The sequence below is a fragment of the Salinivibrio sp. ML290 genome, from assembly GCF_001995695.1.
Classification (GTDB): Bacteria; Pseudomonadota; Gammaproteobacteria; order Enterobacterales; family Vibrionaceae; genus Salinivibrio; species Salinivibrio siamensis.
In genome coordinates, this window is the sequence record NZ_MUEY01000022.1 from 27,822 (window position 1) to 54,528 (window position 26,707).

The following is a 26,707-nucleotide window of genomic DNA, read 5'->3' on the forward strand; positions in this document are numbered from 1 at the left end:
CTCATTCTGTGTGATAGCTGGGGGAGACGGAATAGCTGGGATAGTCGACATAGCCTGCTTCGTTGCCGCCAAACAAGGTCTGAGGGTTAAATTCAGCCAGTGGCCAGCCATGTTGGAGACGAGCGACATAATCCGGGTTGGCAATAAAAGGACGACCAAATGCCACTAAATCCACCAACTCGCGAGCAATCAGGCTCTCTGCTTTGGGTTGGTCGTATTTTCCGGCCACAATGATCGCGTTGTCGAACCGCGCGCGCAGCTGATGGCGGAAATCATCATCAACTTGCGGCGCATCATCCCAGTCCGCTTCGGCAAGATGCAAATAGGCAAGCCCCAGTTGATTGGCATGGCTTGCCACCTCAAGAATGGTGGGAATAATGTCAGGGCAGTTCATTCCACGCGCAGTGATAAAAGGAGCCAGACGGATCCCAGTGCGTGACGCACCAATCGCCTCACTAATCGCTGTCATGATCTCCACCAAAAAGCGCATCCGGTTTTCACGACTGCCGCCGTATTGATCATCGCGATGATTGGAGGTCGAGCGTAGAAACTGGTCGATGAGGTAGCCATTGGCGGCGTGAATTTCGACACCATCAAAGCCCGCTTCTACGGCATTCAAGGCGGCTTGCCGGTAATCATCGACAATGCGTGGGATTTCGTCGGTTTCTAATGCACGCGGGATAGGACACGGACGCATGCTTCCGCCATTTTCGTCAGCTATCCATACACTCGCTTCAGGAGATAACGCCGACGGTGCGACAGGCAAACCGTCTTCGTGAAAAATGGGATGCGACATACGACCCACATGCCACAGCTGCAAAAAGATTTTACCTCCCTCAGCATGTACGGCATCCGTGACATGACGCCAGCCCGCGATCTGGGCGTCGCTATGAATGCCTGGCGTAAAGCTATATCCCTGCCCTTGTGGAGAAATTTGCGTCGCTTCCGTCACGATAAGCCCTGCGCTAGCGCGTTGGCGATAATAGTCAGCCATCATCGCATTAGGAATATTGCCTGGCTGGTCGGTGCGAGCGCGCGTCATTGGTGCCATGACAATGCGGTTAGCGAGCGACAGCCCAGACTGTTGGTAATCATCAAACAAAGACATGCTGATCTCCTTGTGGTGGTCGAGCGTGATAGTGTTAGTAAGTGGCTATCAGCCTATTGACAATCACCACAAAGAAAAACCATGCTATAGAGACATCTCTTTCAACATTTTTTTGATAATGAAAGCACTTCAAGATCTGGCTATCTTCGTCGAAGCGGCCAAACACGGCAGCTTAACTGGCGCGGCCAGACAATTAGATGTGTCTCCCGCCGTTGCCAGTGCCGCCATAAAACGGTTAGAAACTGAGTTAGGCAGCCCTCTGTTTGTGCGCTCAACACGCAGTTTGCGACTCACTCAACAAGGCGAGCAGTTTCTGCGCTACAGCGAACAAGCCTTAGACTTGCTACAACAAGGTCAACAACAACTGCAAAACGCCGATAAGATCCAAGGTTCGCTGCTTATTTCCGCGCCGTCTGATTTGGGCCGTGACGTGATCCTTCCGCTGCTTGATGCGTTTATGTCGCTTTACCCCAACATCAGTACCCGCCTGTCGTTATCCGACGAACAAGCCAAGTTATTTTCCCAGCCTATTGATATCGCGATTCGTTATGGTGTGTTGGGCGATTCCAGTATGATCGCAATGCCGTTGGTTAAAGATAATCGTCGGGTGCTCGTGGCCTCCCCCGAGTATTTAGCCCAGCATAAAACGCCCGCGCATCCTTTGGATTTGAAACACCATGAATGCCTGTTCTACGAGCTAAATGAAGTGCGCTATAACCGTTGGCAGTTTCATCGCCAAGAGGAAGACATTGCAGTCAGTGTGACAGGGCGGCGCGCCAGCAATGATGGCGGCGTGGTAAGGCAATGGGCATTATCAGGAAAAGGGATCGCTTATAAATCGGCGCTCGATGTCAAAGCGGATCTGAATGCAGGACGGTTAGTGCCCTTGTGCACCGATTGGCAAGGCGAGCTCGCTCCACTCCACCTATTATGTCCGTCGCGCCAACAACTCACTCCCGCAGTCAAGGCGTTACACCGGTTCTTGCGCGACCAGTTAACATAAAAAAGCGAGCCACAGGCTCGCTTCATAGACGGTGGAAGGTACGACAATCAGGCCATTGCCATGGCTTGTTGCGCGATCACCAGCTCTTCGTTGGTTGGGATCACCAATGCTAGCGGTGACGCTTGGGTGGTGATTTGTCCTGCGGCACCAAAACGCGCGGCGGCGTTGGCATCGGCATCCGCTTGATAGCCAAAAATGGCCAGCTCTTTGAGGATCATCTCACGCACTGGCAGTGAGTTCTCGCCAATTCCGCCTGTGAAAACAATCGCATCCAGGCGAGATAAAGGCACCATGTAACTTGCGATGTATTTTGCTACGCGATAAGCGAACATTTCTAGCGCCAATTGTGCGCCTTTGTGGCCCTGCTCTGCCGCCTCGACCAAGCCTCGACAATCGTTCGTCAATTCCGAAACACCCAATAAACCTGCTTTGTCGAGCAGTTCATGATGGATCTCATCGGTACTCAGGCCTTTTTTGGAGAGAAACTCTAAAATGGATGGGTCGATATCGCCACAGCGTGTGCCCATCATCAATCCCGCCAATGGCGTGAAACCCATGCTGGTATCGACACTTTGGCCATCTTTCACCGCACACAAAGAGGCACCGTTGCCAAGGTGTACGGTGATTACGTTGGTTTGCTCAGGTGCTTGGTTAAGCCATTTAGCGGCTTCACGACTCACATAATAATGGCTGGTACCGTGGAAGCCGTAACGACGAATGCCATAATCATTATAGAGCTGACGCGAGATCGCGTAGTGATACGCTTTTTCCGGCATGGTTTGATGGAATGCGGTATCGAAAACCGCGACTTGCGGCAAGCTTGGGAAGGCTTTGCGTGCCGCTTTGATGCCCACTACATGCGCGGGATTATGCAATGGCGCCAAGGCTTTTAGTGCATCAATTTGTGCCAGTACGGCATCGTCTATCAAGGTGGCTTGACTGAAGGTTTCACCGCCGTGTACCACCCGGTGGCCAACGGCCTGCAGTTTGTCACTCAACTGGTTGCTTTCGATAAGGCCCACAATGATGTCCATGGCCTCTTGGTGGTGGTTGCTTCCTGCACTTAAGGTTTTCTCGGTTTTTTCACCGTCGACTTTCCAGCTCATCCGCGCGTCATCGCGCCCAAAGCATTCTCCAGCGCCGGAAATCACAGCATCGCCAGTTTGCGCATCCATCAGCGCGAATTTTAATGACGAGCTACCTGAATTAATAACGAGTACCAGTGCATCACTCATAGGGTTACCTTATTGGCAGAATTAGGGTCACGGCTCACTACCGTCACCCCATTATTAAAATATTTTTGAATAATTCAACTGTCGTTATAGTAATAGCATAATTGCGCAACAATTTACTGCTTAAGATCAAGCTAAGTGCGCACAGACTAGGCAAAAAATAAAACCGATAGATAGCTCACGGCAGCGACAGCCAACACTAATGAAAAATAAGTAACCAGGGCACGTCTCCGGCGGATCCAAGTCCCTACGCCCGCGAATATGCTGCGATGCGGACCCGTCATCCCTAGGCTGAGAGCATATTGATGAGCTAGACGTTGGTGGCCTTGCGCATATAACCGCTCAAGCAGCTGGTGGACATGCGCCACTGAGCAGTGACCCAGCACGGCCATACACTCCCCATGGGGCATGACCGTGAGCAATTCAACTTGCTTGTTGAGCTCATATTGCAAAAAGGCATTGCGAGCAGCCACGATTTCTGACGTTGAAAAAGTGGTCGGTTCAGTAAAAGCGTTGTTCATTACCGTCATGGCGAATCTCCCGATTGGCAGCAGGTAACGACCATCAACAACATAGTGCCCAGCAGGGCAGAGTGATGTATAACAGCGAGAGGAGAAAAACAAAGCAGGCGGGGCCAACTATCAACGACAGTCGGTAACAATGAAATGTAGCAATACCAACAGTCGCTATTTTTCTCCGTTAAGACTCGGAGGATGGTCGGTATTGTTCATGGTTATCTCCAAATACATGTGTTGCTTAGAAAGCATGATAACTATAACAAAAAACGCAGGGACTGTCTGTCAACGGAAGGTCATCTCTCACCCCATAGCCCGATCAATAATAGCCATGACATTAGGATTTCGTTTCAGCTCGCTGACGACATAACAACACACTGGCGCCCAACAGTTGCGAAAAAGCGACCGTTAAATCGGTTTGCATTTGTTGTTCACACTCTTGCTGTAGTGTTTTTAAACATCTGAATGCGGCACCATTATCGGCTTTTCCGCTGATTAACACATAAAAACAAAGCTTTAGTGTTGCTTTAAACTCACCCTCGGCATGCATCGCTTGCATCCAGCTTTTCATAAACGCATTGATGGTACTGCGAGTATCGAGGGGCGTACGCAGGCTCTCCACCAAAAAAGGCTCTAATGCGACCATAAAATCTTGCTTGCGGGGAAAGTGGTGGCTGATCCCGGTGCGCGATACGCCTGTCGCTTCACTGAGCGTGGTATAAGACATTCCTTCATAACCAAGCGCCAACAGCTGCCGCTTCGCCTCTGCCAAGATAGTCTCAATGGTTTGCTGTGTTTGGGCTTTACTGCGTTTTGGCATGCGTAATCTGTTCTCCCCGTCAATCGCCGTCATTGGCGCTGTGATGACACGCGCGCCACTCGGCTCGCGGTCAGGCTAACTCACGAAAAAGTCCCGCCCCTTTTAAAATAGTACAGACTGGCTCACTCAGCCTGACACTAACGCTTTACCAAGACGCTGAAGCGGATCAAACTTCCAAAAACCTTATTGAGAAGAATATGAAAAAACTGAAAAATCCGAAGCAAATCACTGCAAATAGTGCCGTCAGTCATAATTTGAACACGTGTTTAAATGATTATCTTGCTTCTCCTCGCCCCTGATCACTAAATTAACATTATTATAACGTTTAAACGTAGTCTTACGTTGCGACAATGAGGAAGTCCAATGTCACATATCAAACCGAACGATCAGATCCTGCGGTGGGCCGATGAACGTCCAAGCCATGTTTTTCTGCGCCAAATTCACGGCCGCCGCTTCCATGACTACACCTTTGCTGATGTGGCCGACCAAGCATTGCGCATGGTTACCGCACTGCGTGATATGGGACTGAAACCCGGCGATAAAGTCGCGCTCATCTCCAAAAACTGCGCTGAATGGTTTATTGCCGACTTAGCGATGATGATGGGCAGTTATATCAGCGTGCCGATATTTCCCACGGCCGGGACAGACACCATTGACCATGTGGTGACCCACAGCGAATCGAAAGCCATGTTTGTAGGCAAGCTTGATGACAGTAAAGCCCTGAGCGCCTCACTGGAAAACATGCCAGGCTTAAAGACCATTGCCTTTCCCTATCCCACGATTAGCTGCCATTACGAGTGGCATGATTTGATCGCCAACCATGAGGCATCAGATGAGCGCCCTGTGCATCAAGACAGTGATGTGATGTCCTTGGTGTATACCTCGGGCACGTCGGGCTTACCTAAGGGGGCGATTTTAAGTTATGGCGGCTACTGCTGGTCCGCTCAGCGTTTGATTGACCATATTGGCATTGAGCCTGATGACCGTTTGTTCTCTTATCTCCCACTGGCGCATATTACTGAACGGGTTTATATCATGGGCTCGGCGATCATGGGCGGGATCCCAACCGCTTTCCCAGAGTCACTCGATACCTTTATCGAAGATGTCAAAATGCATCGCCCCACCTTGTTCATTTCTGTTCCTCGGCTTTGGACGCTGTTCCAGCAACGTATTCAAGAAAAGCTGCCGGACGGCAAGCTTAACCTCCTGCTTCGCATTCCGTTGGTCAATAACCTGATCAAAAGCAAAATTGCAAAAAACCTCGGATTGGATCAGGCGCGCGTATTGGGCTGTGGCTCGGCGCCTGTCGCTCCTGCCCTGCTGCAATGGTATGAAAAACTTGGGTTGCACATTACCGAAGCGTGGGGCATGACTGAAAGCTATGCCTACAGCACCCTCAATTATCCGTTTAGAGCAGACAAAATCGGTACTGTAGGCAATGCAGGTCCCGGCGTTGAAATCAAGATTGCTGACGATCAGGAGATCTTAGTCAAAAGTCAGGGGCTTTTTAGCGGCTATTACAAAAACGAAGAAGCCACCGCAGAAACCTTGGTAGATGGCTGGTTGCATACCGGCGATCTCGGTGAACTCGACAACGAGGGATATCTCAGTATTTCGGGTCGCAAAAATGACACCTTTAAAACCGCCAAAGGTAAGTTTGTCGCGCCCGTGCCGATTGAAAAGCGTTTGTTCGAGCTCTCTAATGCCGAGATGCTCTGTGTGATCGGTTCAGGCATGCCTGCGCCTATTCTGCTCGCGCTGCCACACCATTTTCCACATTTTGACCGCGCGCGTTATGAGCGCCGGGTGAAGAAGGTGATTGATACTATCAATGGGGAGCTGGAGTCACACCAGCAAATCAAAGGCGTATTGATGATTAAAGAACCTTGGAGTATTGAAAACGGCAAACTCACGCCGACGCTGAAAATTCGCCGCCACAAGCTGGAGCAAGAGTATCATGATATCGGTACTCACTGGCCAAAAGGCACCTTGGTGCAATGGGAAGAAGACTGGGACTGATCCTTTCAATCATCGCCTGATAACACTCACCCACTATTGGCATAGACGCGCATAGTGGGTGATGTTTTTCTCCGTACCTGGCTGATATCGATAAGCCGTGCTACAAACATCGCAAAACCTGACCTGCCTCAATGTGCCACAACCAAGACTTTGCTAAAGATCGTCGTATCGACTTACAGCAGGCCACCCACACACTTTTCATGCCTGCTGCTTTTAACGTAGGGAAAGACCATGAAAGAGAATCAAACCGACACCTGTGATGCATGTGGTGTCAGCGCTGAAATAGGTTACATCATTTCTGAGGGCGACGAAGTGGCAGAAGTGACCATTCACGGCGACAGCAACGACGCGGTGCAAGCACGCTTCGAGCAATACCTAGCCCTTGCAGAAAGCATTAATCCTGCCGTTAAGCATGACTTTGACCCGCAACAGCTCGACGGCCATCGCGCGCACATCAAGCTACAGTTTGAATGCAGTGCCGAAAAGCTGATTTTTGAATTACGCAGCCGCGGGCTCAATAACGCGTAAATATCACGCGAAAACACCATGCGTTTCAGTGGTTCAAGCAACAGGGTGTTATCTCACACCCTGTTGTTGCTGAACACTGTTTATAAGCGCAAACTTTGCCAAGCCTCGCACATCTCTCGGAAGGTGGTTGCATCTCCCTCGGGCCGATCTGGATGCCACTTCAGTGCCATTTTACGCCACTGACGACGGATTTCATGCTCACTGGCATTCTCATCCAACCCCAACACTTTTAACGCCTTATTGCGCTCCAACATGGCCTCGCCCGGCGCCTCATTGCCAATATGACGCTGATAGTGCTTCCAAAACGACGACAGCAGCTCTTTCACGTCATCTTGGCTGGCGTCATAGTTATTCCAGTCCATGTAGTAATCACGCAACGGATCCTGATAATCAATTTCTTTGGCCACAAAGCCACTGTTACCTACCCGCCATTGCAGCTGGATATCCATTGACTCAACCTGCAACCATTGCTGTGGCAACAACATTTCTTGTAGTTGATACAAGGCATTCATTATCAAGAAATTGCGTTTGAATAAATCAAGGTGGGGGTCAGCATCGAGCTGGGCCATCATGGTGTCTTTTTGCAGCTCACCGAGTAGGTGGTGCACTTTCCAGCTTTGTCGCGTTGATTCTAGAATACTGAGTATTGGCCAAATCAGGGGGTTGTCTATTTCATCCCGTTTTTCAGCAAGCATGACGTTCATCCTCTGTCACTGGCCAGCTACCTTGAACCGGCATCTCTTGGGGTTGGTTGTAAAGCCACCTTATTAAGGTATAAACCAATTCTGGCTATTTTGTAGCAAATATCGGGAAATCCATTTTCGAGGCACGCCTATATGACCGCGTTCTCCGCCATCATAATGACACTCCCAACGTTGCCGATTAAATATTAAGCATATCCAGTGCCAACTTATGATGAAAAAGAGACCGTTTTGGCATATTAAAACCAAGTCTTGTCTGTTTATGTCGAGTCGACATCACAAGGCATTCACCTTAAACCGTGCAAACCCCATAATTTTTGTCATCTAATTCGCATTCTGCCCAGAACTCCATTAACCTTTTTGCAAGGACATACTAAACAACCGCTTTTCTATGACAGCATCTTCAACACAATGTGAGGCCTGCAGGGATGCGCAGCCACTCGCATTCGATTTTACCATGGCATTCCAGCCCATTATTCAGCTCTCTACGCATTCCATTTATGCCTACGAGGCACTTGCCCGTGGCAAAGACGGTAGCGGTGCGGGCAGTGTGTTTCAGCATGTCAACAAAGAGAATCAGTATCAGTTTGACCAAACCTGCCGGATCAAGGCGGTCAAACTCGCGGCCGAACTATCTATCCCTTGTTACCTCAGCATTAACTTTATGCCTAATGCGGTGTACGAGCCAGAGCGCTGTATCCGCACCACGCTGAAAGCGGCGAATGACTATAACTTTCCGCTCAACCGGATCTTATTTGAGTTCACCGAAGGGGAAGAAGTCCTTGATTACAGCCATATTCAGCGCATTATTCGCTATTACCGTTCACAAGGTTTTTTAACCGCAATCGATGATTTCGGTGCCGGTTATTCCGGTCTTACCGCGCTGGCCAGCATTAACACGCATATGATTAAGCTGGATATGGCACTGATACGGAATATTGACACTGACGTTACCAAGCAAACCATTGTGCGCCACAGTGTCGCTATGTGTCATGAACTGGGACGTCAAATTATTGCCGAAGGCGTTGAAACAGAAGGCGAGCTTCAGTGCCTGGTTGGCTTGGGCGTCGACTTCTTTCAAGGGTATTACATCGCTAAACCCGGGTTCGAGTGTTTACCACCTATCAATCAAGCACCTGGATTAGAAGCCTTTCACCGTCAATAAGATGACGACTTAGCGAGTCTTAGCACTCGCTGTTTTAACTCCCTCACAATCACAATTGATAATCTTTCTCAGCTATCAACTTTCAAGGTATACTGTTGCGCAATTACCGCGTTGAACAGGTGTAAAGAATGAATGGTGAATCGCTGAACGCACGTGGCCTCTCCCGGCGTCAATTCTTACAAACAACCGCAGCGGTGGCAGCCCTTTCCACCCTACCCGCTTGCTCGTTAGTCTCAGCGTCCCGAGAAAACGAGCAATGGGAATACCATCTCAGCGCCGAGCCCAGTCAGGCCGCGTTGGTTCCCGGTCATCAGACCGACGTCCTGGCCTTTAATGGCGACATCCCAGCGCCAACGCTCCGCTGCCGCCAAGGCGAGCCAGTGACGATTCACTTTACCAATAACCTCAACGAACCCACCACCATTCACTGGCATGGGTTACGTATCCCCATTGAAATGGACGGTGTTCCTTTCTTATCCCAAGCGCCTATTCAGCCCGGTGAAACCTTTACCTATCGTTTTACCCCACCGGATGCCGGCACCTTTTGGTACCACCCGCATATGAACTCTGTCGTGCAGTTGGGTAAAGGGCTGGTCGGCGCGATTGTGGTCGAGGAAGCCACGCCTGTCGTGTTCGATGAGGAGCACACACTGACACTTAAGCACTGGCATCTCGACCGACAAGGCCATTGGAAAGATCTCGCCATTCCACGCTACAGCGCGCGCATGGGGACACCCGGTGAATGGGGCACCGTGAATGGTATTCATCACCCTGAATACACACTGCAAGAAAAGGCGACCACACGGCTGCGCTTAGCCAATGTGGACAATACGCTCACCTATCCGATTCAAGTGCGCGGCGCAGAAGCCTGGATAATCGCCATCGATGGTAACCCGATTGCCACACCACGCCGACTAGAGGAGCACAAGATAGCCCCAGGGATGCGGCTAGATATTGGCCTGATTGCACCAAACGCTGGCGAAAAAATCGAGGTGATGCATATGAAAGGTGACTTTCCTTTCTTACTCGCCAGCTTTACCTCGACGCCTTCTCATCTAGAAGAAAAGCCATTGCCCGCTTTGCCGCTCAATCCCGTCACGCCGATCGATTTAGCCAACGCCGAAACCCGCCACTTTGTGTTTGAGTGGGCAGGGGCGATCACACCGGCCGATAAACAAGGCAAAGGGAAACACGAGTTCTGGCTGATGAATAAACGCGCTTGGGAGGGAATGAGTAAAGGTAATATTCCTGAGCCGATCGCCAAACTGGAACGTGGGAAGACCTATATCTTCGATTTAAAAAACGTCACSCARTACCATCACCCTATTCACCTGCACGGTCACACCTTTACTGTGCTGGAAATGGATGGCAAACCGGTCACGCCATTCCACACTGACACCGTGCTGTTGGGTAAAAATGGCCACGCCAAGGCAGCGTTTGTGGCCGATAATCCGGGCCGATGGATGTACCATTGCCATGTTATTGAGCACATGAAAACCGGCCTGATGGGGTTTGTCGAGGTCGCATAGCGGCCAAATCACGCCTATAAAAAACGGCGAGCACTTGGCTCGCCGCTTTATACCGTCACTCGGTTTTCACCCGCTGCGATTAACTGTCCTTTTCCGTTTTAAAGCGATTAACTAACTCTGATAGCTCTGAGGCCACCACACGCAGCTCGGCGGCTGTTGCATTGGTTTGCTCTGCCGTTGATGCTGCACTGTTGGCACCTTCCAAAACACTGGTCACATTCTGATTAATATCTTCCGATACCGAGTGTTGCTCTTCTGTCGCCGTGGCAATTTGTGCCGCCATGTCGTGAATTTGTCCTACCAAACTTTGGATGGTGTCAAAGACACTCAAGGCCTCTTCCGTTGCCTCAGTGGTAGTTTGTGAATGCTCAACACTGCCTTGCAGCTTTTCAGAGAGCTGGTTGGTGCGTTGGGTTAAGGCCTGCAACAGTTCATCGATCTCTTCGGTTGATTTGGTGGTTTTTTGCGATAGCACCCGCACCTCGTCTGCGACCACCGCAAAGCCTCGTCCGTGCTCCCCGGCGCGCGCTGACTCAATCGCCGCATTAAGCGCAAGCAAATTGGTTTGCTCGGCAATACCTCGAATGGTATCTAGCATAGCGGTGATATTGTCGTTCTCTTTGGTGAGCTCCGCCATCGCACTATCTGCTTCGTTGAGCGTGGTGGCCATCTCTTGCACCGCTGCACGCGTGTTATTCATCAATGCCATGCCTCGGTCCACTTCTGACTGGCACTGCTGGGCGGAGTCCGCCGTTTGATTACAGTTTTGCGATACCTCGTTGGCCGTGGCCACCATTTGATGGAACGCGGTGGCAATTTGCTCTAGCCCTGAGCGCTGCTGATGACTAGCACCATCCAGCTGCTCCGCAAATTGGGTGGTTTGATCGGCATGAGACGACAGCTTGGTCGATCTGTCCTTTATACCGATGATCAGCTCTTGAATCACATCCACAAACTGATTAAACGCGCCCGCCGTTTTGCCCAGCTCATCCTCGCCACGCACCGGTAAACGTTTGGTCAGATCGCCATCGCCACTCGCGGCATCGCTCAGCCCGTCGCTGACCGCAATGATGGATGCCGATATACGGTGGATCATAAAGTAGCCAAGCACACCGAATGCAAGCACGAGGATCAGACTGATGGACAGGATCACCGTTTGCAATTGCGTTACTTGGCCGAGTACCTCTTGCTGCGGCACAATACCAATCAGTCGCCAACCACTCTCCGGTGCTTTGTACTGGTTGACAAAGTAGTCTTTGCCAGCAAAGGAGACGGCGGTAAGTGATTCACTAAAATTCCCACCGCTGTAGACACTTTCGACACTCCGGGCAGGCTCAAAGTTATTGTCTGGGTTGTTCGGATCCGCAAGCACTGTGCCCGTGTCTTCCACCAACACAATATAGCCCGACTCACCGAGGGTGACGTCGCCTAACATATTTGTCAGCGCTTCTAGCGTAACATCAACACCAATCACACCACGCAAACCGTCTTGCGCCTGAAACTCCATCACATAATCGAGCAGAGGTGCGCCAGTGTTTACATCTTGATACGCCGGCACACGCACTGGGTTGTTGCCACTTCCCTGACCCGTTTGGTACCAAGGGCGCTGGCGTGGGTCATAATCCCCCAACTCTCCTTGTGGCCATTGAATGTACCCACCATCGCTCAGCCCAAGAAACACATAGGCGAAATCCTCTCGTGAGTCCCCCATGGATTCCAACAAACCATACGCCCGTGCTTCGACGGGGCTGTTTTGCTCAGAGGTCATGGTCTTCGTCGGGCCCATATATTTGGTGACTGAGCTATCCAAGCGTTTAAGCGCGTCGCTATTACCCAGCATTTTGGCGTTTGCCGCCAGCCCTTCTAAGTAGAATTTAAACGCATTGCCTATGTGCTGCATTTCTTTGTATGAGCTCTGCTCATAGCTTTGTAATGTACTCGTTCGAAACTGATAGAGTGACACAATAGCGATAATGAGGGTGGGCAGGATAACGCCTGTCAGGACTACAACGAGTAATCGTTTTTTAATACTCATACTGACCTCCGTCAGTGACAGCACATAGGAGCATGTTGGTAAAAAGGTTGAATGTGTTGTTTTAAATTAGAACAACTATTAATGACAATCTAATAAATAACCTATTTCCCCTCACTTTTCCTACGACACAGCGTCGAGCTGATTGCTTTTTTAGACAAATGTAGAGGCTCGGCAGACACAGATTGCATCAACACGCAAAACCCTTTAAATTAGATAAAACTAAATTAAAAGAGAGGCATTATGACCAAGAAGAACTATCAGGAAATCAATCAGCAACAACTGGCGCTTAATAAACAATTCAAAGCACACAGTAGTGATACCCTGTCCGCATTCGGACAGCTGCACCGGGCGGCAATGGCTGAGGGCGATCTTGACGTAAAAACCAAAGAGTTAATTGCACTAGGGATTGGTATTGCCGCACGCTGCGATGGCTGTATTGGTGCCCACGTGGCCGCCGCTCTCAAACATGGCGCAACCAAACAAGAATGCGTAGAGACCATTAACGTCGCGATCGTGATGGGTGGCGGCCCGTCATTGATTTACGGCTCTCAAGCACTAGAGGCGGTTGAGCAACTGAGTGAGGCGTAGTGATCGCAGCCACCTAAAAAGTGGACGTGACCTGCAACAAAAACGCAGCCATCTCTGGCTGCGTTTTTCTCGTCGTCGTATGCGTTCAGGGAGGGCTTAACCGCGATAATACCGCTGCGGCACAAAAGGCATTTTTTCGACCGTCATGGGCAGTTTTTTGCCACGCACTTCCGCGTAGACCTCGGTGCCGGGGGCAATAAACTCAGGCGGGAGATAACCCATCGCCACAGGCATGCCTTTGGTGGGGCCAAAGGTGCCGCTGGTGACCACGCCGATTTCATTGTCGTCTGCATCAAACAGCTTGCTGCCTTCACGGACAGGGGCTTTGCTTTGGCCCACCAGCCCAATGCGCTTGCGGCTCACCGCTTTGGTAGCGATTTGATCGAGTATTTTCGCCTCACCGGGGAAGCCGCCCGCACGCTCACCATCAGCACGACGCACTTTACTAATGGCCCAAATCAAGGTTGCTTCAACTGGCGTCGTGGTGGTGTCCAGATCGTGCCCATACAGGCAAAGGCCACACTCAAGGCGCAGTGAGTCACGCGCGCCGAGCCCAATCCATTCTACCTCGTCGCGAGCTAACAGTGCTTTGGCGAGTGATTCTGCGTGCTCCGCTGGCACCGAGATCTCAAACCCATCTTCGCCAGTGTAACCGGAACGACTCACTACACACTCAATGCCATTAATCTCAACAGCTTGAATGTCCATGAACACCATGTCATTAACCTTCGGGTTGAATGTCGCCAGCACTTGCGCCGCCTTCGGGCCTTGAAGTGCCAGTAAGGCGCGATCCTCAAGCACCTCGACGGAGACATTCCCTTTCAAGTTATCGCGTAGGTGCTGAATGTCTTGTGCTTTACATGCCGCGTTGACCACTAGAAAAAGGTGATCGCCTAAGTTGGCAATCATCAGATCATCTAAAATGCCACCTTGCTCGTTAGTGAACAGTGCATAGCGCTGCTTTCCTTCTGGTAAATCCAGTACATCAACCGGGACTAATCCCTCTAATGCTTTCGCCGCATCCGTGCCATGAAGACGAATTTGTCCCATATGGGACACATCAAACAAGCCCGCATGCTCACGGCAATGAAGGTGCTCTTTGCGCACACCCAGCGGATACTGGACTGGCATGTCATAGCCAGCAAAAGGGACCATTTTTGCGCCCATATCAAGGTGCAGGCTGTGTAACGGGGTCGTGAGTAACTCTGCCATTATTCTCTCCATATTGTGCCAGCGGGCATCTTGCCCACGTTAAGCAATGCGTTTATGTGGTTGGTTAAGACGCCGTTACCCATAAGATCAGTGCATCGTCATCACTGACGGAAGCTAGCATGTGTCCCATGGTGGCGTCGTAATATACGCTGTCACCCTCATTGAGTGTGATCGCTTCATAAAACTCAGAAAAAAATTGGATGCTGCCTTCCAACACCAATAAAAACTCTTCACCGTCGTGTCGAATCCAGTCGCTATAATCCTCAAAAGTACGTGCCCTGACCCGCGACTTAAACGGCATCATTTTTTTATTGCTTAGCTGTGTTGCCAACAATTCATGCTCGTACGTGCCTGTGGGATGCGCTTTACCCTGACCGGCAAACGTGACATCTCGCCGTCCCGTAGCTTGCCGTTTTTTGGGCGGGGCAAACAACTGCGGGATATCAATGTCCAATCCGTGCGCGAGTTTTTGCATGGCTTGAAAGGTGGGAGATATCTGCTCATTCTCAATTTTGGACAAGGTTGAACGCGCCAAGCCTGTGCGCTGGCTTGCCTCTTCAAGTGTCAGCCCTAACCCGACCCTCACCGCTTTTAAGCGCGGGCCCAAACGCAACGGCGCAATGGGCTCACTCGCTTCCCCCTCGCGCAGCGAACGTTCAACCTGCATCGACGGGTACACATCCTGTGTTGATTGGTCTGTTGTCACCAGCTTTTCGCCTCTATCAGTTTGTCCCACTGTGTTTAACGCTTTAACACTTTTAACAAAAAAGTTTCCTATCGGAAAATAGCGATACCATAAACGTGACCTCGCAAGCGAATTGGCAAAGAAACACAACATTCGATACGTAGTCAACGTGGCAGTATTGAACCTTAAATATTAATAAAAACAATGTTTTAAACATTGCCATGGCACAATAACAGTGCTAGCCGCTGACAAAGGTTTCGTGTTGTTAATGCTGCCTATTTGCAATTTACCCTAGTTTAAGATAAAAAGGCAAACGTTTGCGTTGCTTGCTACATGGCCAACAGAGCAAGGTTTTGTCTCCATGATCACAACATAGGTTTCTTATTGGAAATTTATTTTGCGGAAAAGTGAACGCTTAGGTACGTTAACAAAATGTTTAAATCAACAGTGCGCGTATCCATCGATCGCGACTGTTGAGTGCAACGTGAAGCAATGTCGACATCTTCGATGTAAGACAGCATGAATAATGACAAAAACGTACCTTACTGATTGAGGAGACAGGCCATGAGTCACAGCATGTTTGACCTGTTCAAAGTCGGTGTCGGGCCTTCAAGTTCCCACACCGTAGGCCCGATGGTGGCCTGTGCACGCTTTACGCAATACGCGGCACAAACGCTCTCAGTGACCGACATCGAACGTGTCAAAGTGGACTTATACGGCTCACTAGCGCTCACCGGGAAAGGCCATGCCACCGATGTCGCCTGTGTGATGGGATTGATGGGCGAAATGCCCGCGACCATAGAGTCAGATGAAATCGATACCATGACCAAGCTGGTCAAAAACGGCGGCGAACTCCCCTTTGCTGGACGCCACTACATCCCATTCAATTGGCAGGCAGATATTGCCTTTCACTATGAGCAAGTACTGCCCGAGCACCCCAACGGGATGACAGTCAGTGCATACGATAAAGCCGGTGACTGTTTGGCCAGCAAGACCTATTTCTCTGTCGGCGGTGGCTTTGTGGTGGAAGAAGGCGAAACCGATGCATTGGCAACAGATTTTGTCCCTCCTCACCCGTTTAATAGTGCGGCGGAGTTGCTTGACCAATGTGCAAAAACGGGCATGACCATCAGTGAGCTGATGTTTACTAACGAAGTGGCACGCGCGCGATATCACGATAGTGGCGCCACACGTGACACGGTTAACCAGGGACTGGATCATATCTGGCAAGTGATGCGTGAGTGCATCGATAGAGGCATTAAACAAGGTGGCGTGTTGCCGGGTGGTTTAAACATTAAGCGACGTGCCAAAGGCATGTACGACGCCATTCACGATAAACAAGCCCATGGCTTACCCACAGATACCAATGATTGGGTCAACCTATTTGCCATGGCGGTCAACGAAGAGAATGCCGCCGGTGGTCGTGTGGTCACCGCCCCAACCAATGGTGCGGCAGGCGTGATCCCTGCCGTGCTTGCGTATTACGACAAATTTGTGTCGCCCAATAACCCAGACGGGATCCGTACCTTTATGGCCACCTCTGCGGCTATTGGCTCTTTGTACAAGACCAATGCCTCTATTTCGGCCGCAGAGGTCGGTTGTCAGGGAGAAATTGGCGTGGCGTGCTCCATGGCAGCTGGCGGCTTAGCCGCGGCGATGGGAGCGAGTAATCAACAAATTGAGAACGCCGCAGAGATTGGTATGGAACATAACCTTGGTCTCACTTGTGATCCCATCGATGGCTTGGTGCAAGTTCCCTGTATAGAACGCAATACCATGGGCGCCGTCAAAGCCATTAACGCTACCCGATTAGCCATGGGTGGCGACGGCGAGCACCACGTCTCGCTTGATAGCGTGATCAAAACCATGCATGAGACCGGGCTCGACATGATGAGTAAATATAAAGAAACCTCACAAGGTGGCCTCGCCACCAATGTGATCCCGATTAACGTCGTGGCCTGTTAGCCACCATCGCCAACAAGGAAAGCGCAATGAAACCGAGCTACCCGAATGTAGAATTGGAGCAGTTTTTCTCCACTAACTTATCGGAATCCGATGGCGCTGTGATGTCGGCAGTGCAGGCCGAACACAAACGTCAGCAACAACAAATCGAACTGATCGCCTCGGAGAACATCGTCTCGCAAGCCGTGATGCAAGCACAAGGCACCTGCTTAACCAATAAATACGCCGAAGGCTATCCGGGCCGCCGCTACTATGGCGGCTGCGAGCACGTTGATGAAGTTGAAGCCATCGCCCAAGCCCGCGCCAAACAGCTGTTTAGCTGTGAGTATGTCAACGTACAGCCGCATTCGGGCGCACAAGCCAACGGCGCCGTCATGCTGGCGCTACTGCAACCCGGTGACACCATTTTAGGTATGTCACTCGATGCTGGCGGCCACCTCACTCACGGCGCGCGCCCTGCTCTATCCGGTAAATGGTTTAATGCTGTGCAATACGGCGTGAGCAAAGACAGCCTAGAAATTGATTACGATGAAGTCGCAGTGCTGGCTCGTGAACATCAACCGAAGATGATCATCGCCGGGGGCAGTGCGATCCCTCGCCATATTGACTTCGCTCGTTTCCGTGCCATTGCCGATGAAGTGGGTGCCTATTTAATGGTCGACATGGCACACATTGCTGGCCTAGTGGCCACCGGCGCACACCCTTCGCCACTGCCCCATGCACATGTGGTCACCACCACTACCCACAAAACCTTACGTGGGCCACGCGGCGGGATGATCCTCACCAATCACGAAGACATCAACAAAAAGATCAATTCAGCGGTATTCCCCGGCTTGCAAGGGGGACCACTGATGCATGTGATTGCCGCCAAAGCGGTGGCATTTGGTGAGGCGCTGGAGCCTGAGTTTAAATTGTATATTGATCAAGTGGTTGCTAACGCCAAAGTCCTGGCCGAGGTTCTACAAACACGTGGCTGCGACATTGTTACAGGTGGCACCGATACCCATCTGATGCTCGTCGATCTGCGTCCAAAAGGCCTAAAAGGCAACCAAGCAGAGCAAGCGTTAGAACGCGCTGGCATCACCTGTAACAAGAACGGCATCCCTTTCGATACCGAAAAACCCATGATCACTTCAGGCGTTCGCCTTGGCACACCGGCCGGCACTAGCCGTGGCTTCGGCACTGAGGAGTTCCGCCAAATCGGAGAATGGATTGGTGATGTGCTGGACGCCTTAGTCGAAGCGCCAGAGGGCAATGCCGATATCGAGGCACGCATTCGTAAAGAGGTGCAACAGCTGTGCGCGCGCTTCCCGCTATATCGCCAATAAATGGCGGCGCGAAGCCATAAACAGTCTTGCAACGACTAAGCCAATACCATTGACACGTACGTTATTAAGACACAGGAGGCGGTATCGTCATCCACAGACCGCCTCACTTTACATTGTAAATCGCTCAACGACTGAGCAGCTCGCATTAAACGCAGGAGAGTAACAAATGGACGCGACACTAAAGTTTTCTGAAAGCCATGAGTGGGTCAAAGACAACGGCGATGGCACGGTGACCATGGGGATCACCGATCATGCCCAAGGCCTGCTGGGCGATGTCGTGTTTGTCGATCTGCCCGAGGTTGGCGACAGTACTGAAAAAGGTGAAGGCTTCTCATTGGTGGAGTCGGTGAAGGCAGCGTCTGATATCTATGCCCCGGTCGATGGCGAAGTCATTGCCGTCAATGAGGATCTTGAAGATAGCCCAGAGCTAGTTAACGAAGCGCCTTTTGAAGGAGGCTGGATTGCCAAAATTAAACTCGCTGACGACACCAATTTGGATCATCTAATGGACGCGGACGCATACACCGCCGCCATCGACGACTAATTCAGGACGACTATCATGACGCATACTCGTTTACTCGATAGCCTAGTGGCCGATAATGACTTTATCGCTCGCCACAACGGCCCAGATACTCAGCAACAAAGCGCGATGCTGGCGGCGATCAATGCCACCAGCCTCGAGCATGTGATTGAAGAAACTGTCCCTGCCGATATCCGCTTGCCACAACCGCTAAACCTCAGCGCCCCCAAAAGCGAAACCCAGATGTTGGCGGAACTGAGCGACATTGCCGCGCAAAATACCATTAAGCGTAGCCTGATCGGCCAAGGCTATTATCACACTCATACCCCACCGCCTATTTTACGCAATGTGCTGGAAAATCCTGGCTGGTATACCGCTTATACGCCGTATCAGCCCGAGATCTCGCAAGGCCGACTCGAATCGTTGCTGAACTTCCAGCAAATGGTAATGGACTTAACGGGAATGGATTTGGCCAACGCGTCGCTGCTCGACGAAGCCACTGCCGCGGCGGAAGCCATGACCCTGTGTAAGCGTGGCGGCAAGCACAAAGGCAACGCGTTTTTTGTTGCCAGTGATGTGCACCCACAAACGCTGGACGTGATTAAAACGCGCGCCAATTTCCTCGGCTATGACATCATTGTTGATCATGCGGACAAGCTGAGTCAGCACGACGTATTCGGTGCCCTGCTCCAGTATCCGGGCACCACCGGTGAAGTACGCGATCTCAGCACGCTGATTGCAGACGCGCAAAGCAAGAAAACGCTAGTCGCAGTCGCCACCGATCTACTTTCACTCACCTTGCTTAAAGCGCCGGGTGAAATGGGCGCGGATGTGGTGATTGGCTCAGCACAACGCTTTGGTGTACCTATGGGTTACGGTGGCCCACACGCCGCCTTTATGGCGACACGCGACAAGCTCAAGCGCACCATGCCCGGCCGCGTGATTGGCGTATCGGTCGATAGCAAAGGCAACCAAGCCCTGCGCATGGCGATGCAAACGCGTGAGCAACATATTCGCCGTGAAAAAGCGACCTCCAATATTTGTACCGCCCAAGCATTGCTCGCCAACATGGCTGCTTTTTATGCGGTATATCACGGCCCTGAAGGCTTGAAGAAAATTGCCCGCCGTGTACATCACCTGACCGCGCTGTTCGCCAAATCGGTACAAGCGGCCGGCTTGAGCCTTGCTCACGACAGCTTCTTTGATACCGTCACACTCAACACAGGCGAGCAAACTGATACCTTGTACCAAAAAGCGCAGGACGCCGGTTTTAACCTACGTAAATTGGATGGCCAGCTCGGCGTGAGCTTTGATGAAGCGAGCACGCTGGAAGAAGTCAATCAATTGCTTACCGCGCTCACCGGTCAAAGCAATGCGGAAGCCGTGGCGAGCGACATTGAAGCCGATGAATTTGCCGCCATTCCTGCCGCATGCCGCCGAAGCAGTGCATACCTGACGCACCCCGTCTTTAACCGCTATCACAGTGAAACCAAGCTGATGCGCTATATGAAGGCGTTGGAAAACAAAGACTTCTCCCTCACCCACGGTATGATCCCGCTGGGAAGCTGTACCATGAAGCTGAACGCCGCGGCCGAGATGAWCCCTGTTACCTGGCCAGAGTTTGGCGCCCTGCATCCGTTTGTGCCATTGGAGCAAGCCAAAGGCTATCAAACACTGGGCAAATCACTGCGTGACATGCTGTGTGAAATCACCGGCTACGACGAGATCTCCATGCAGCCGAACTCAGGCGCACAAGGGGAGTATGCGGGCTTGATCGCGATTCAGCGCTACCATGAAAGCCGTGGTGACAGTCACCGCAACGTGTGCTTGATCCCAAGCTCCGCGCACGGCACCAACCCTGCCTCGGCGGCGATGGTCTCAATGAAAGTGGTCGTGGTTGGTTGTGATGACGATGGCAACATCGACATTGACGACCTGAAAGCCAAGATCGATAAACACCGCGATGCGCTCTCGTGCATTATGATCACCTACCCATCGACACATGGTGTGTACGAAGAAACCGTGCAGCAAGTGTGCGAGCTGGTGCACGAGGCTGGCGGCCAAGTTTACTTGGATGGCGCCAACATGAATGCGCAAGTAGGGCTGACAACGCCGGGCTACATTGGCTCAGACGTCTCGCATCTCAACCTGCACAAAACCTTCTGTATTCCCCACGGTGGCGGCGGCCCAGGCATGGGACCGATTGGCGTGAAATCGCACCTTGCGCCTTTCCTTCCCGGCCATGTCGAGCAAGGTGACGAATTTGCCGTCTCGGCTGCACCTATGGGTAGCGCCTCGATTCTTCCTATTTCATGGGCGTACATCGCCATGATGGGTGAACAAGGCCTGACGCGCGCGACCGAGTTGGCGATTCTCGGTGCCAACTATGTGATGGAGCGTTTGCGTCCCTACTACCCCGTGCTTTATCGCGGCAAAAACGGACGCATTGCGCACGAATGTATTATCGACATTCGTCCGCTCAAAGAGGCATCCGGCATCAGCGAAGAAGACATCGCCAAACGCTTGATGGATTATGGCTTCCACGCGCCGACCATGTCGTTCCCAGTCGCGGGCACCCTGATGGTTGAGCCGACCGAAAGTGAAAGCCAAGAAGAGTTGGATCGCTTCTGTGATGCCATGATTGCCATCCGCGAGGAAATTGCCAAGGTGCAAGACGGTGAGTGGACGCTGGAAGACAACCCATTGGTCAATGCACCCCACACTCAAGCAGATCTAATGGCAGACGAGTGGTCTCACGCCTATTCACGTGAGTTGGCTTGCTTCCCATCTGCCCATAACAAGGCAAGCAAATACTGGCCATCGGTCAACCGTGTCGATAACGTCTACGGTGACCGCAACCTGATTTGCTCTTGCCCTAGCATTGAAAGCTATATGGATGAGTAATCCACTCCGCTTTCGGCAATAGTGATGTTAATGGCGAGCCGCTCGGCTCGCCTTTTTTATGAATGGCTTTCTCTGGGCAAACGTTGACATAAGGGTATGAACTTTTAAATGTCGCTGACAAACGCTTGACAGATTGTTCTCCGAACACCGCTACATTCTGTGCCATCTGAAAAAGCAGTATTAAGGCACACTATGAAACCTATCGCTCTCGGTCTCCTGCTCGCACTTGGTCTCACCACTTAAGCGGTGGCGCAAGAAAAAACCAGCATCTCGGCGGGTCTCGCCGTTGATCAACAACTAAGCGCTGTACTGGAAATCGACGATCAATACCGTTTTACCCTCGGCAATGATGGCACCGCATTTGATTATCTTTTTCAACAAGGCACTTTTGATAACCCCGATGTCCCGGTTGATTGGTATGTAGGCGCCGGTGGCTGGGCGGAGTGGGACGACGACTATGGCGTTCGTTTACCGATAGGATTAGATTGGGAAATCACCAAGCAGATCACTGCCTACGGCCAAGTCCATCCAGAGCTTAACTTCCACGGCGGCCCAGAGTTGCAACTTGGCGGCGCGCTGGGCGTGACCTACTCGTTTTAGATAAACCTATGCTCATCACGCCAAACCATGCACATCGGCGAGCCTTATTAAGGCTCGCTCTCATTTAAGGATGATGTATCATCCAGCTATTGCATCCGGCATGAAGAAAATATGTCGTTGTCAGGCTTATATACGCCCAGTGCGAGCACATTAGCGTTCACTTTTCCACCATAGCCGGTATGTCTGCGGCTAAAACCTTCTCTAAGAAGCTGCTATTCATGAAACAACGCTTCTTTTTGGACACCAAGCTAATATTGGTCAGCACAGCCCACATCATGTTTGAGACCATGTGTCACAAGCAGCCAACGTTTACTAACTTATTGTCTTTATAAATTAAGTAATCGCCACCTTGTTCAAGAATCGTATTGGTCTTTCTCCTTAGTTATAGTCAGGTTATTTAATGGAATATATTCGTATGGCGAATAATAGAGATAATTTTTTAGAATTTCATAAGTGCACTTAATCATGCAACAATAAAATTAGAGATTATATAAGGGAGGAATAATATGCATTACAACTTTTCAATTACTCTTTTTCTTTTTTCACTTGTTGCTGTTATTGCTGGTGCATTGGTGCCTTTTCAGCCGTCATTCCGCAGCCAATTAATGAATTAAAATAGTGTGATCCAGCGATCATTTGCAGCTTTTAGTGTCACATATGTCTTGACCGTGATCCCCAGCTTTGATCTATTACTGTTATTTAACGGTCGCTTACTATGCCTGCTCCTCAACCCGTCATCAAACGTCTCGATCACCTAGGGCTAATCGCTGCTTTCTGTCGTGAAGTTGGCTTACCAGATATTATCGATCGTATCATTCCTAAGTACTCCGAGCACAAGGTTTCACATGGTGATGCCGTCTTAGCGATGATCCTAAATGGGCTGGGTTTTCACAGTAGAACCCTGCATATGTTTTCCGACTTTTTCGAAACGAAGCCTGTTTCCAAATTGCTAGCCAAAGACATTGAAGCGCACCATTTAACGGATGATGTCCTTGGGCGCACGCTTGATGCTTTATATGAAGCGGATGTGTCCGCACTTTATCAAGCGATTGCTGAGCATGTTGTTGATAAACTGGGACTTAAAGCGGACTCTGTCCATCTTGATATCACAAGCTTTCATGTTGATGGAGAATACGCCCAAGACGACGATATCAATGCGATTAAACTGGTAAAAGGCTACAGCCGAGATCACCGTCCAGAACTAAACCAAGTGGTCCTTGAGCTGATTTGTGAAAATCAAGCAGGCCTGCCTGTTTACATGCAAGCACTCAGTGGTAACACCAATGATGCGAAGGCATTTTCTGAGGTCACTAAGAAGCATATTCACTGTTTAAAAGCGGCTCAAAATAGTCGCTATTTTATCGCCGATGCCGCCCTGTATACGGAAGACAGCATTCGCTCTTTGGATGAACAAAAACAGAAATTCATTACTCGTGTGCCAATGACGATTAAGTCTGCCCAAGAAGCCTTGCTGGCGCTTAGACCTGAGCAGTTAACTCATATCGGTAACGGCTATTCAGGTTGCTGGATTGACGCTAACTATGGCGCAGTCACTCAAAAATGGTTGTTGGTTCATAGCGAGCAAGCGACGAAGCGAGAAGAAATAACGTTCTACAAGAACTTAGATAAAAATGCCACCAAAGAGCTGAAAGCCCTGGGCCAACTTATGAAAAAAGAGTTTGCTTGTGCGATAAATGCCGAGCAGGCAATCGATGACTTTGCAAGCCAATGTCACCTCATTGGCTTTGCACAAAAAAACATCATTAAAGAGGCTGTCTATGCGGGTCATGGTCGCCCTAAAAAGGGAGCTAAGCCAACAGGATATCGCTATTTTATTGATGCCACGCCTTATACCGATCTAGATAAAGTGAAACTGGCTAAGCTTAAAGTGGGTATGTTTATCCTTGCTACCAACGATACTAACAGTACGGATCTGACCATGGTTGCATTGCTTGAACATTACAAATCCCAACAAAAAGTAGAGCGCGGCTTTCGTTTTTTGAAAAGCCCCGAGTTCTTAACGCCTTCGATCTTCTTAAAAAAACCTCAACGCATTGAGGCTCTGCTCATGATAATGACGCTTAGCCTTCTTGTTTACGCAAGTCTAGAGCACAAAATCAGAGAGCAACTTAACAAGACAGAAGCGTTCTTCCCAAGCATGGTGAAGAACAAAACAACGACTAAACCGACGGCACGTTGGGTATTCTTAAAATTTGAAGGGATCGACACACTCGAACTCGACGGTCAGAGCTTCATTACCGGTGTACGAGAGCATCAACGACGATTGCTGAAATTGTTGGGTCAGTTATACGAAGCGGTTTATTCCTAAATTAGGTGCGGAAACTCGGCTCGACGACTACGTAGATCTTTAAACGTTGGGTGACACAGAACTATGAACACCCTCAATAAGCGTGATGGAAAATGGTTATTTAGTAAAATACTTCCATTTCCCTTTAATNCCGGTGTACGAGAGCATCAACGACGATTGCTGAAATTGTTGGGTCAGTTATACGAAGCGGTTTATTCCTAAATTAGGTGCGGAAACTCGGCTCGACGACTACGTAGATCTTTAAACGTTGGGTGACACAGAACTATGAACACCCTCACCTAGCCATATGGAAAATGGTTATTTAGTAAAATACTTCCATTTCCCTTTAATAAACAGATGATAATAAAAAAATACTATCCATAAAAGTGAAGTCATAATCCAGGGCCATGAAAAGTTTACCTTAACATCTTCACCATGAACCAAATAAAAAAGAAGCATTTGATAATACGGCATCACTAACAAAAGTATTGCCCCATACCTATACCTAAGCTTGATTCCAAAAAATACGATAATCATTCCTATACCATAAATCAGCGTCGGTGGAATTACAATGACATCTTCAAAAAGATAACTTTCTATCATACTTTTGGTAGAAATAATAATATAGGCAACCCCAACACCTCCACTAGCCAGAGCAGAAAATGAGATTAGATTCAAATTAAAACCCTCATAACAAATTAACCTTGAGCACATATAGAAANAGATAACTTTCTATCATACTTTTGGTAGAAATAATAATATAGGCAACCCCAACACCTCCACTAGCCAGAGCAGAAAATGAGATTAGATTCAAATTAAAACCCTCATAACAAATTAACCTTGAGCACATATAGAAACAAAAACAAGAATAAAAATAAAAATAATAACAATTTAGCCCATTGCTGTATGCGCCTCCCTTTTTTGGTTATCTTTTCCCTTGAAATAAATATCATTTTAATTGTTGGAATAAAGACTTCATCATCTTTTGATAACAATTGCTTAGATATAAGAAAAGGCACCCCCCATCCACAACCGATTATCCCTAATGCACAAAAAAACATAATAACTTTAAAAAGGTAGTTGATTTCCATATTTTAGTCAACCTAATTAGTTTTATAAATTAAATTCAACATACGCGCCAGCATGTGCACCACTACTCACTGATGGTTTTCCTAAACTTAAACCATCTAGGGTAAGTTTTGGGGTAAATAAGTTATTATCTGGGGAATCATCAACATCTAGCCCATCAGACCTCGTTTGCCCTTCAACCCCGACCCCAAAAACACTAGCTCCCCATTTGGCCTCAGCCCCACACTGAAGTCCTTCTGACGGGTATTGATCGTCTCTTGGATCAAATCCACCGCCAACTTCCAAACCATATCCAGCTCTAAGTGCAAATAGTAAGTTACTAGTCGAGGGGCTATAACCAATGGTAAATCCACCCCCAAGGCCGACATAAGCATCAAAGCTAAAGCTATACTTACCATCCGGATCCACATACCCCAGCGGATCCCCATTCACATAAGCGTACAGGTTAATTCCTCCCGCTTCCTGCAACGGATCACGATTCAGCCATCTTCCCAGATGCGGTACATAAAAACGGTAGCCAAAGTAAACCAGCCCTGAAGCAAAGTCATTACGTTTGGTGGAGAATCCAAACGGTTGTTGAGAAAATGCGTCACCACTGGCTGTGCCGTAGAGTGAGTAGTGGTGACTTTCTACCTTATCGCCACTTTGGTTGTAGACTCGAGGGTGTTCATAGTTCTGTGTCACCCAACGTTTAAAGATCTACGTAGTCGTCGAGCCGCCCTTCGAAGTGGATGCTCAGTTGGGACAATGTCAGGTTCCAATTCTGCACCGGATGCGTCCACTTCTCTGACGCCTTCAACATACCTGCATACAGCAACTTGAGCAATGCGTTCTCGTTGGCAAAGCCACCCTTGGT

Annotated in this window: 22 protein-coding genes and 1 pseudogene; 12 read left to right on the plus strand and 11 right to left on the minus strand. The window is 49.8% G+C overall.

Annotated features, from left to right (window positions below; genetic code table 11):
• Nucleotide 1: 1 nt before the first annotated feature.
• Nucleotides 2-1,108 carry an alkene reductase gene (locus tag BZG23_RS15520; protein WP_077578410.1) on the minus strand — a complete coding sequence of 369 codons (1,107 nt, stop codon included), beginning with the start codon at nucleotides 1,106-1,108 and terminating at the stop codon, nucleotides 2-4.
• A 118-nt stretch (nucleotides 1,109-1,226) separates the two neighbouring features.
• Between BZG23_RS15520 and BZG23_RS15525 the strand changes: the two genes are divergently transcribed.
• Nucleotides 1,227-2,111, plus strand: a complete 885-nt coding sequence (locus BZG23_RS15525; RefSeq protein WP_077607463.1) for a LysR family transcriptional regulator — start codon at nucleotides 1,227-1,229, stop codon at nucleotides 2,109-2,111.
• Between the two features lie 47 nt (nucleotides 2,112-2,158).
• Here BZG23_RS15525 and BZG23_RS15530 read toward each other — a convergent pair whose 3' ends face one another.
• The 3 genes from BZG23_RS15530 to BZG23_RS15540 all read right to left on the minus strand — a co-directional run bounded on the left by BZG23_RS15530 (nucleotide 2,159) and on the right by BZG23_RS15540 (nucleotide 4,678).
• The gene (locus BZG23_RS15530; RefSeq protein WP_077607448.1) at nucleotides 2,159-3,346 is read right to left on the minus strand and encodes an acetate kinase; all 1,188 of its coding nucleotides are present in this window, start codon (nucleotides 3,344-3,346) and stop codon (nucleotides 2,159-2,161) included.
• 146 nt (nucleotides 3,347-3,492) lie between these two features.
• Nucleotides 3,493-3,873: a hypothetical protein gene (locus BZG23_RS15535; RefSeq protein ID WP_077607449.1), complete on the minus strand. Its 381-nt coding sequence runs from the start codon at nucleotides 3,871-3,873 to the stop codon at nucleotides 3,493-3,495.
• Between the two features lie 322 nt (nucleotides 3,874-4,195).
• Entirely contained in the window at nucleotides 4,196-4,678 is a 483-nt protein-coding gene (locus BZG23_RS15540) for a TetR/AcrR family transcriptional regulator (RefSeq protein WP_046075717.1), read from the minus strand.
• A 363-nt stretch (nucleotides 4,679-5,041) separates the two neighbouring features.
• Here BZG23_RS15540 and BZG23_RS15545 point away from each other — a divergent pair, with 363 nt between their 5' ends.
• Nucleotides 5,042-6,697: an AMP-binding protein gene (locus BZG23_RS15545; RefSeq protein WP_077607450.1), complete on the plus strand. Its 1,656-nt coding sequence runs from the start codon at nucleotides 5,042-5,044 to the stop codon at nucleotides 6,695-6,697.
• A gap of 231 nt (nucleotides 6,698-6,928) precedes the next feature.
• Entirely contained in the window at nucleotides 6,929-7,225 is a 297-nt protein-coding gene (locus tag BZG23_RS15550; RefSeq protein WP_046075715.1) for a DUF406 family protein, read from the plus strand.
• An 80-nt stretch (nucleotides 7,226-7,305) separates the two neighbouring features.
• On the opposite strand, the gene BZG23_RS15555 is transcribed toward BZG23_RS15550, so the two are convergent.
• On the minus strand, nucleotides 7,306-7,920 hold the full coding sequence (locus BZG23_RS15555; RefSeq protein WP_046075714.1) for a DNA-J related domain-containing protein: 615 nt from the start codon (nucleotides 7,918-7,920) through the stop codon (nucleotides 7,306-7,308).
• Between the two features lie 397 nt (nucleotides 7,921-8,317).
• On the opposite strand from BZG23_RS15555, the gene BZG23_RS15560 reads away from it, so the two are divergent.
• Together BZG23_RS15560 and BZG23_RS15565 are read left to right on the plus strand one after the other, a co-directional pair.
• A complete protein-coding gene (locus tag BZG23_RS15560) occupies nucleotides 8,318-9,091 on the plus strand; it encodes an EAL domain-containing protein (RefSeq protein WP_077607451.1) in 774 nt (257 codons plus the stop codon).
• A 128-nt stretch (nucleotides 9,092-9,219) separates the two neighbouring features.
• Nucleotides 9,220-10,620: a multicopper oxidase family protein gene (locus BZG23_RS15565; protein WP_077578425.1), complete on the plus strand. Its 1,401-nt coding sequence runs from the start codon at nucleotides 9,220-9,222 to the stop codon at nucleotides 10,618-10,620.
• Nucleotides 10,621-10,699: 79 nt separating this feature from the next.
• Here the strand turns inward: BZG23_RS15565 and BZG23_RS15570 are convergent, their stop codons facing one another.
• The gene (locus BZG23_RS15570) at nucleotides 10,700-12,655 is read right to left on the minus strand and encodes a methyl-accepting chemotaxis protein (protein WP_077607452.1); all 1,956 of its coding nucleotides are present in this window, start codon (nucleotides 12,653-12,655) and stop codon (nucleotides 10,700-10,702) included.
• Between the two features lie 240 nt (nucleotides 12,656-12,895).
• Here BZG23_RS15570 and BZG23_RS15575 point away from each other — a divergent pair, with 240 nt between their 5' ends.
• Nucleotides 12,896-13,243 carry a carboxymuconolactone decarboxylase family protein gene (locus BZG23_RS15575; protein WP_046075710.1) on the plus strand — a complete coding sequence of 116 codons (348 nt, stop codon included), beginning with the start codon at nucleotides 12,896-12,898 and terminating at the stop codon, nucleotides 13,241-13,243.
• Between the two features lie 96 nt (nucleotides 13,244-13,339).
• On the opposite strand, the gene gcvT is transcribed toward BZG23_RS15575, so the two are convergent.
• The gene (gcvT, locus tag BZG23_RS15580) at nucleotides 13,340-14,455 is read right to left on the minus strand and encodes a glycine cleavage system aminomethyltransferase GcvT (RefSeq protein WP_077607453.1); all 1,116 of its coding nucleotides are present in this window, start codon (nucleotides 14,453-14,455) and stop codon (nucleotides 13,340-13,342) included.
• Between the two features lie 64 nt (nucleotides 14,456-14,519).
• Nucleotides 14,520-15,122: a helix-turn-helix domain-containing protein gene (locus BZG23_RS15585; RefSeq protein ID WP_077607464.1), complete on the minus strand. Its 603-nt coding sequence runs from the start codon at nucleotides 15,120-15,122 to the stop codon at nucleotides 14,520-14,522.
• Nucleotides 15,123-15,704: 582 nt separating this feature from the next.
• Between BZG23_RS15585 and BZG23_RS15590 the strand changes: the two genes are divergently transcribed.
• The 6 genes from BZG23_RS15590 to BZG23_RS15615 all read left to right on the plus strand — a co-directional run bounded on the left by BZG23_RS15590 (nucleotide 15,705) and on the right by BZG23_RS15615 (nucleotide 24,783).
• On the plus strand, nucleotides 15,705-17,105 hold the full coding sequence (locus BZG23_RS15590) for an L-serine ammonia-lyase (RefSeq protein ID WP_077607454.1): 1,401 nt from the start codon (nucleotides 15,705-15,707) through the stop codon (nucleotides 17,103-17,105).
• Between the two features lie 26 nt (nucleotides 17,106-17,131).
• On the plus strand, nucleotides 17,132-18,430 hold the full coding sequence (locus tag BZG23_RS15595) for a serine hydroxymethyltransferase (RefSeq protein WP_046075706.1): 1,299 nt from the start codon (nucleotides 17,132-17,134) through the stop codon (nucleotides 18,428-18,430).
• A gap of 166 nt (nucleotides 18,431-18,596) precedes the next feature.
• Entirely contained in the window at nucleotides 18,597-18,974 is a 378-nt protein-coding gene (gene gcvH, locus BZG23_RS15600; protein WP_074214574.1) for a glycine cleavage system protein GcvH, read from the plus strand.
• A 15-nt stretch (nucleotides 18,975-18,989) separates the two neighbouring features.
• A complete protein-coding gene (gene gcvP, locus BZG23_RS15605) occupies nucleotides 18,990-21,854 on the plus strand; it encodes an aminomethyl-transferring glycine dehydrogenase (RefSeq protein ID WP_077607455.1) in 2,865 nt (954 codons plus the stop codon).
• 246 nt (nucleotides 21,855-22,100) lie between these two features.
• On the plus strand, nucleotides 22,101-22,454 hold the full coding sequence (locus tag BZG23_RS15610; protein WP_198532196.1) for a hypothetical protein: 354 nt from the start codon (nucleotides 22,101-22,103) through the stop codon (nucleotides 22,452-22,454).
• A 715-nt stretch (nucleotides 22,455-23,169) separates the two neighbouring features.
• Entirely contained in the window at nucleotides 23,170-24,783 is a 1,614-nt protein-coding gene (locus BZG23_RS15615) for an IS1634 family transposase (RefSeq protein ID WP_077607456.1), read from the plus strand.
• Between the two features lie 297 nt (nucleotides 24,784-25,080).
• Here the strand turns inward: BZG23_RS15615 and BZG23_RS15620 are convergent, their stop codons facing one another.
• From BZG23_RS15620 to BZG23_RS16520, 3 genes and pseudogenes are all read right to left on the minus strand, one after another.
• Nucleotides 25,081-25,440: a hypothetical protein gene (locus tag BZG23_RS15620; RefSeq protein WP_077607457.1), complete on the minus strand. Its 360-nt coding sequence runs from the start codon at nucleotides 25,438-25,440 to the stop codon at nucleotides 25,081-25,083.
• Between the two features lie 435 nt (nucleotides 25,441-25,875).
• Nucleotides 25,876-26,535, minus strand: coding sequence for an RHS repeat-associated core domain-containing protein (locus BZG23_RS15630; protein WP_241837226.1), 660 nt, complete (start codon nucleotides 26,533-26,535; stop codon nucleotides 25,876-25,878).
• Between the two features lie 7 nt (nucleotides 26,536-26,542).
• Nucleotides 26,543-26,707 (minus strand): annotated as a pseudogene (locus BZG23_RS16520) (IS256 family transposase); the annotation flags it as partial.

Excerpts from the sequence above, each read along its gene's own strand:
- BZG23_RS15570 (WP_077607452.1), bottom strand. The coding sequence starts at position 12,655 with ATGAGTATTAAAAAACGATTACTCGTTGTAGTCCTGACAGGCGTTATC.
- BZG23_RS15545 (WP_077607450.1), top strand. The coding sequence starts at position 5,042 with ATGTCACATATCAAACCGAACGATCAGATCCTGCGGTGGGCCGATGAA.
- BZG23_RS15535 (WP_077607449.1), bottom strand. The coding sequence starts at position 3,873 with ATGACGGTAATGAACAACGCTTTTACTGAACCGACCACTTTTTCAACG.
- BZG23_RS15520 (WP_077578410.1), bottom strand. The coding sequence starts at position 1,108 with ATGTCTTTGTTTGATGATTACCAACAGTCTGGGCTGTCGCTCGCTAAC.
- BZG23_RS15530 (WP_077607448.1), bottom strand. The coding sequence starts at position 3,346 with ATGAGTGATGCACTGGTACTCGTTATTAATTCAGGTAGCTCGTCATTA.
- BZG23_RS15585 (WP_077607464.1), bottom strand. The coding sequence starts at position 15,122 with ATGCAGGTTGAACGTTCGCTGCGCGAGGGGGAAGCGAGTGAGCCCATT.
- BZG23_RS15555 (WP_046075714.1), bottom strand. The coding sequence starts at position 7,920 with ATGCTTGCTGAAAAACGGGATGAAATAGACAACCCCCTGATTTGGCCA.
- BZG23_RS15550 (WP_046075715.1), top strand. The coding sequence starts at position 6,929 with ATGAAAGAGAATCAAACCGACACCTGTGATGCATGTGGTGTCAGCGCT.
- BZG23_RS15575 (WP_046075710.1), top strand. The coding sequence starts at position 12,896 with ATGACCAAGAAGAACTATCAGGAAATCAATCAGCAACAACTGGCGCTT.
- BZG23_RS15615 (WP_077607456.1), top strand. The coding sequence starts at position 23,170 with ATGCCTGCTCCTCAACCCGTCATCAAACGTCTCGATCACCTAGGGCTA.
- BZG23_RS15595 (WP_046075706.1), top strand. The coding sequence starts at position 17,132 with ATGAAACCGAGCTACCCGAATGTAGAATTGGAGCAGTTTTTCTCCACT.
- BZG23_RS15525 (WP_077607463.1), top strand. The coding sequence starts at position 1,227 with ATGAAAGCACTTCAAGATCTGGCTATCTTCGTCGAAGCGGCCAAACAC.
- gcvT (WP_077607453.1), bottom strand. The coding sequence starts at position 14,455 with ATGGCAGAGTTACTCACGACCCCGTTACACAGCCTGCACCTTGATATG.
- BZG23_RS15560 (WP_077607451.1), top strand. The coding sequence starts at position 8,318 with ATGACAGCATCTTCAACACAATGTGAGGCCTGCAGGGATGCGCAGCCA.
- BZG23_RS15590 (WP_077607454.1), top strand. The coding sequence starts at position 15,705 with ATGAGTCACAGCATGTTTGACCTGTTCAAAGTCGGTGTCGGGCCTTCA.
- gcvH (WP_074214574.1), top strand. The coding sequence starts at position 18,597 with ATGGACGCGACACTAAAGTTTTCTGAAAGCCATGAGTGGGTCAAAGAC.
- BZG23_RS15540 (WP_046075717.1), bottom strand. The coding sequence starts at position 4,678 with ATGCCAAAACGCAGTAAAGCCCAAACACAGCAAACCATTGAGACTATC.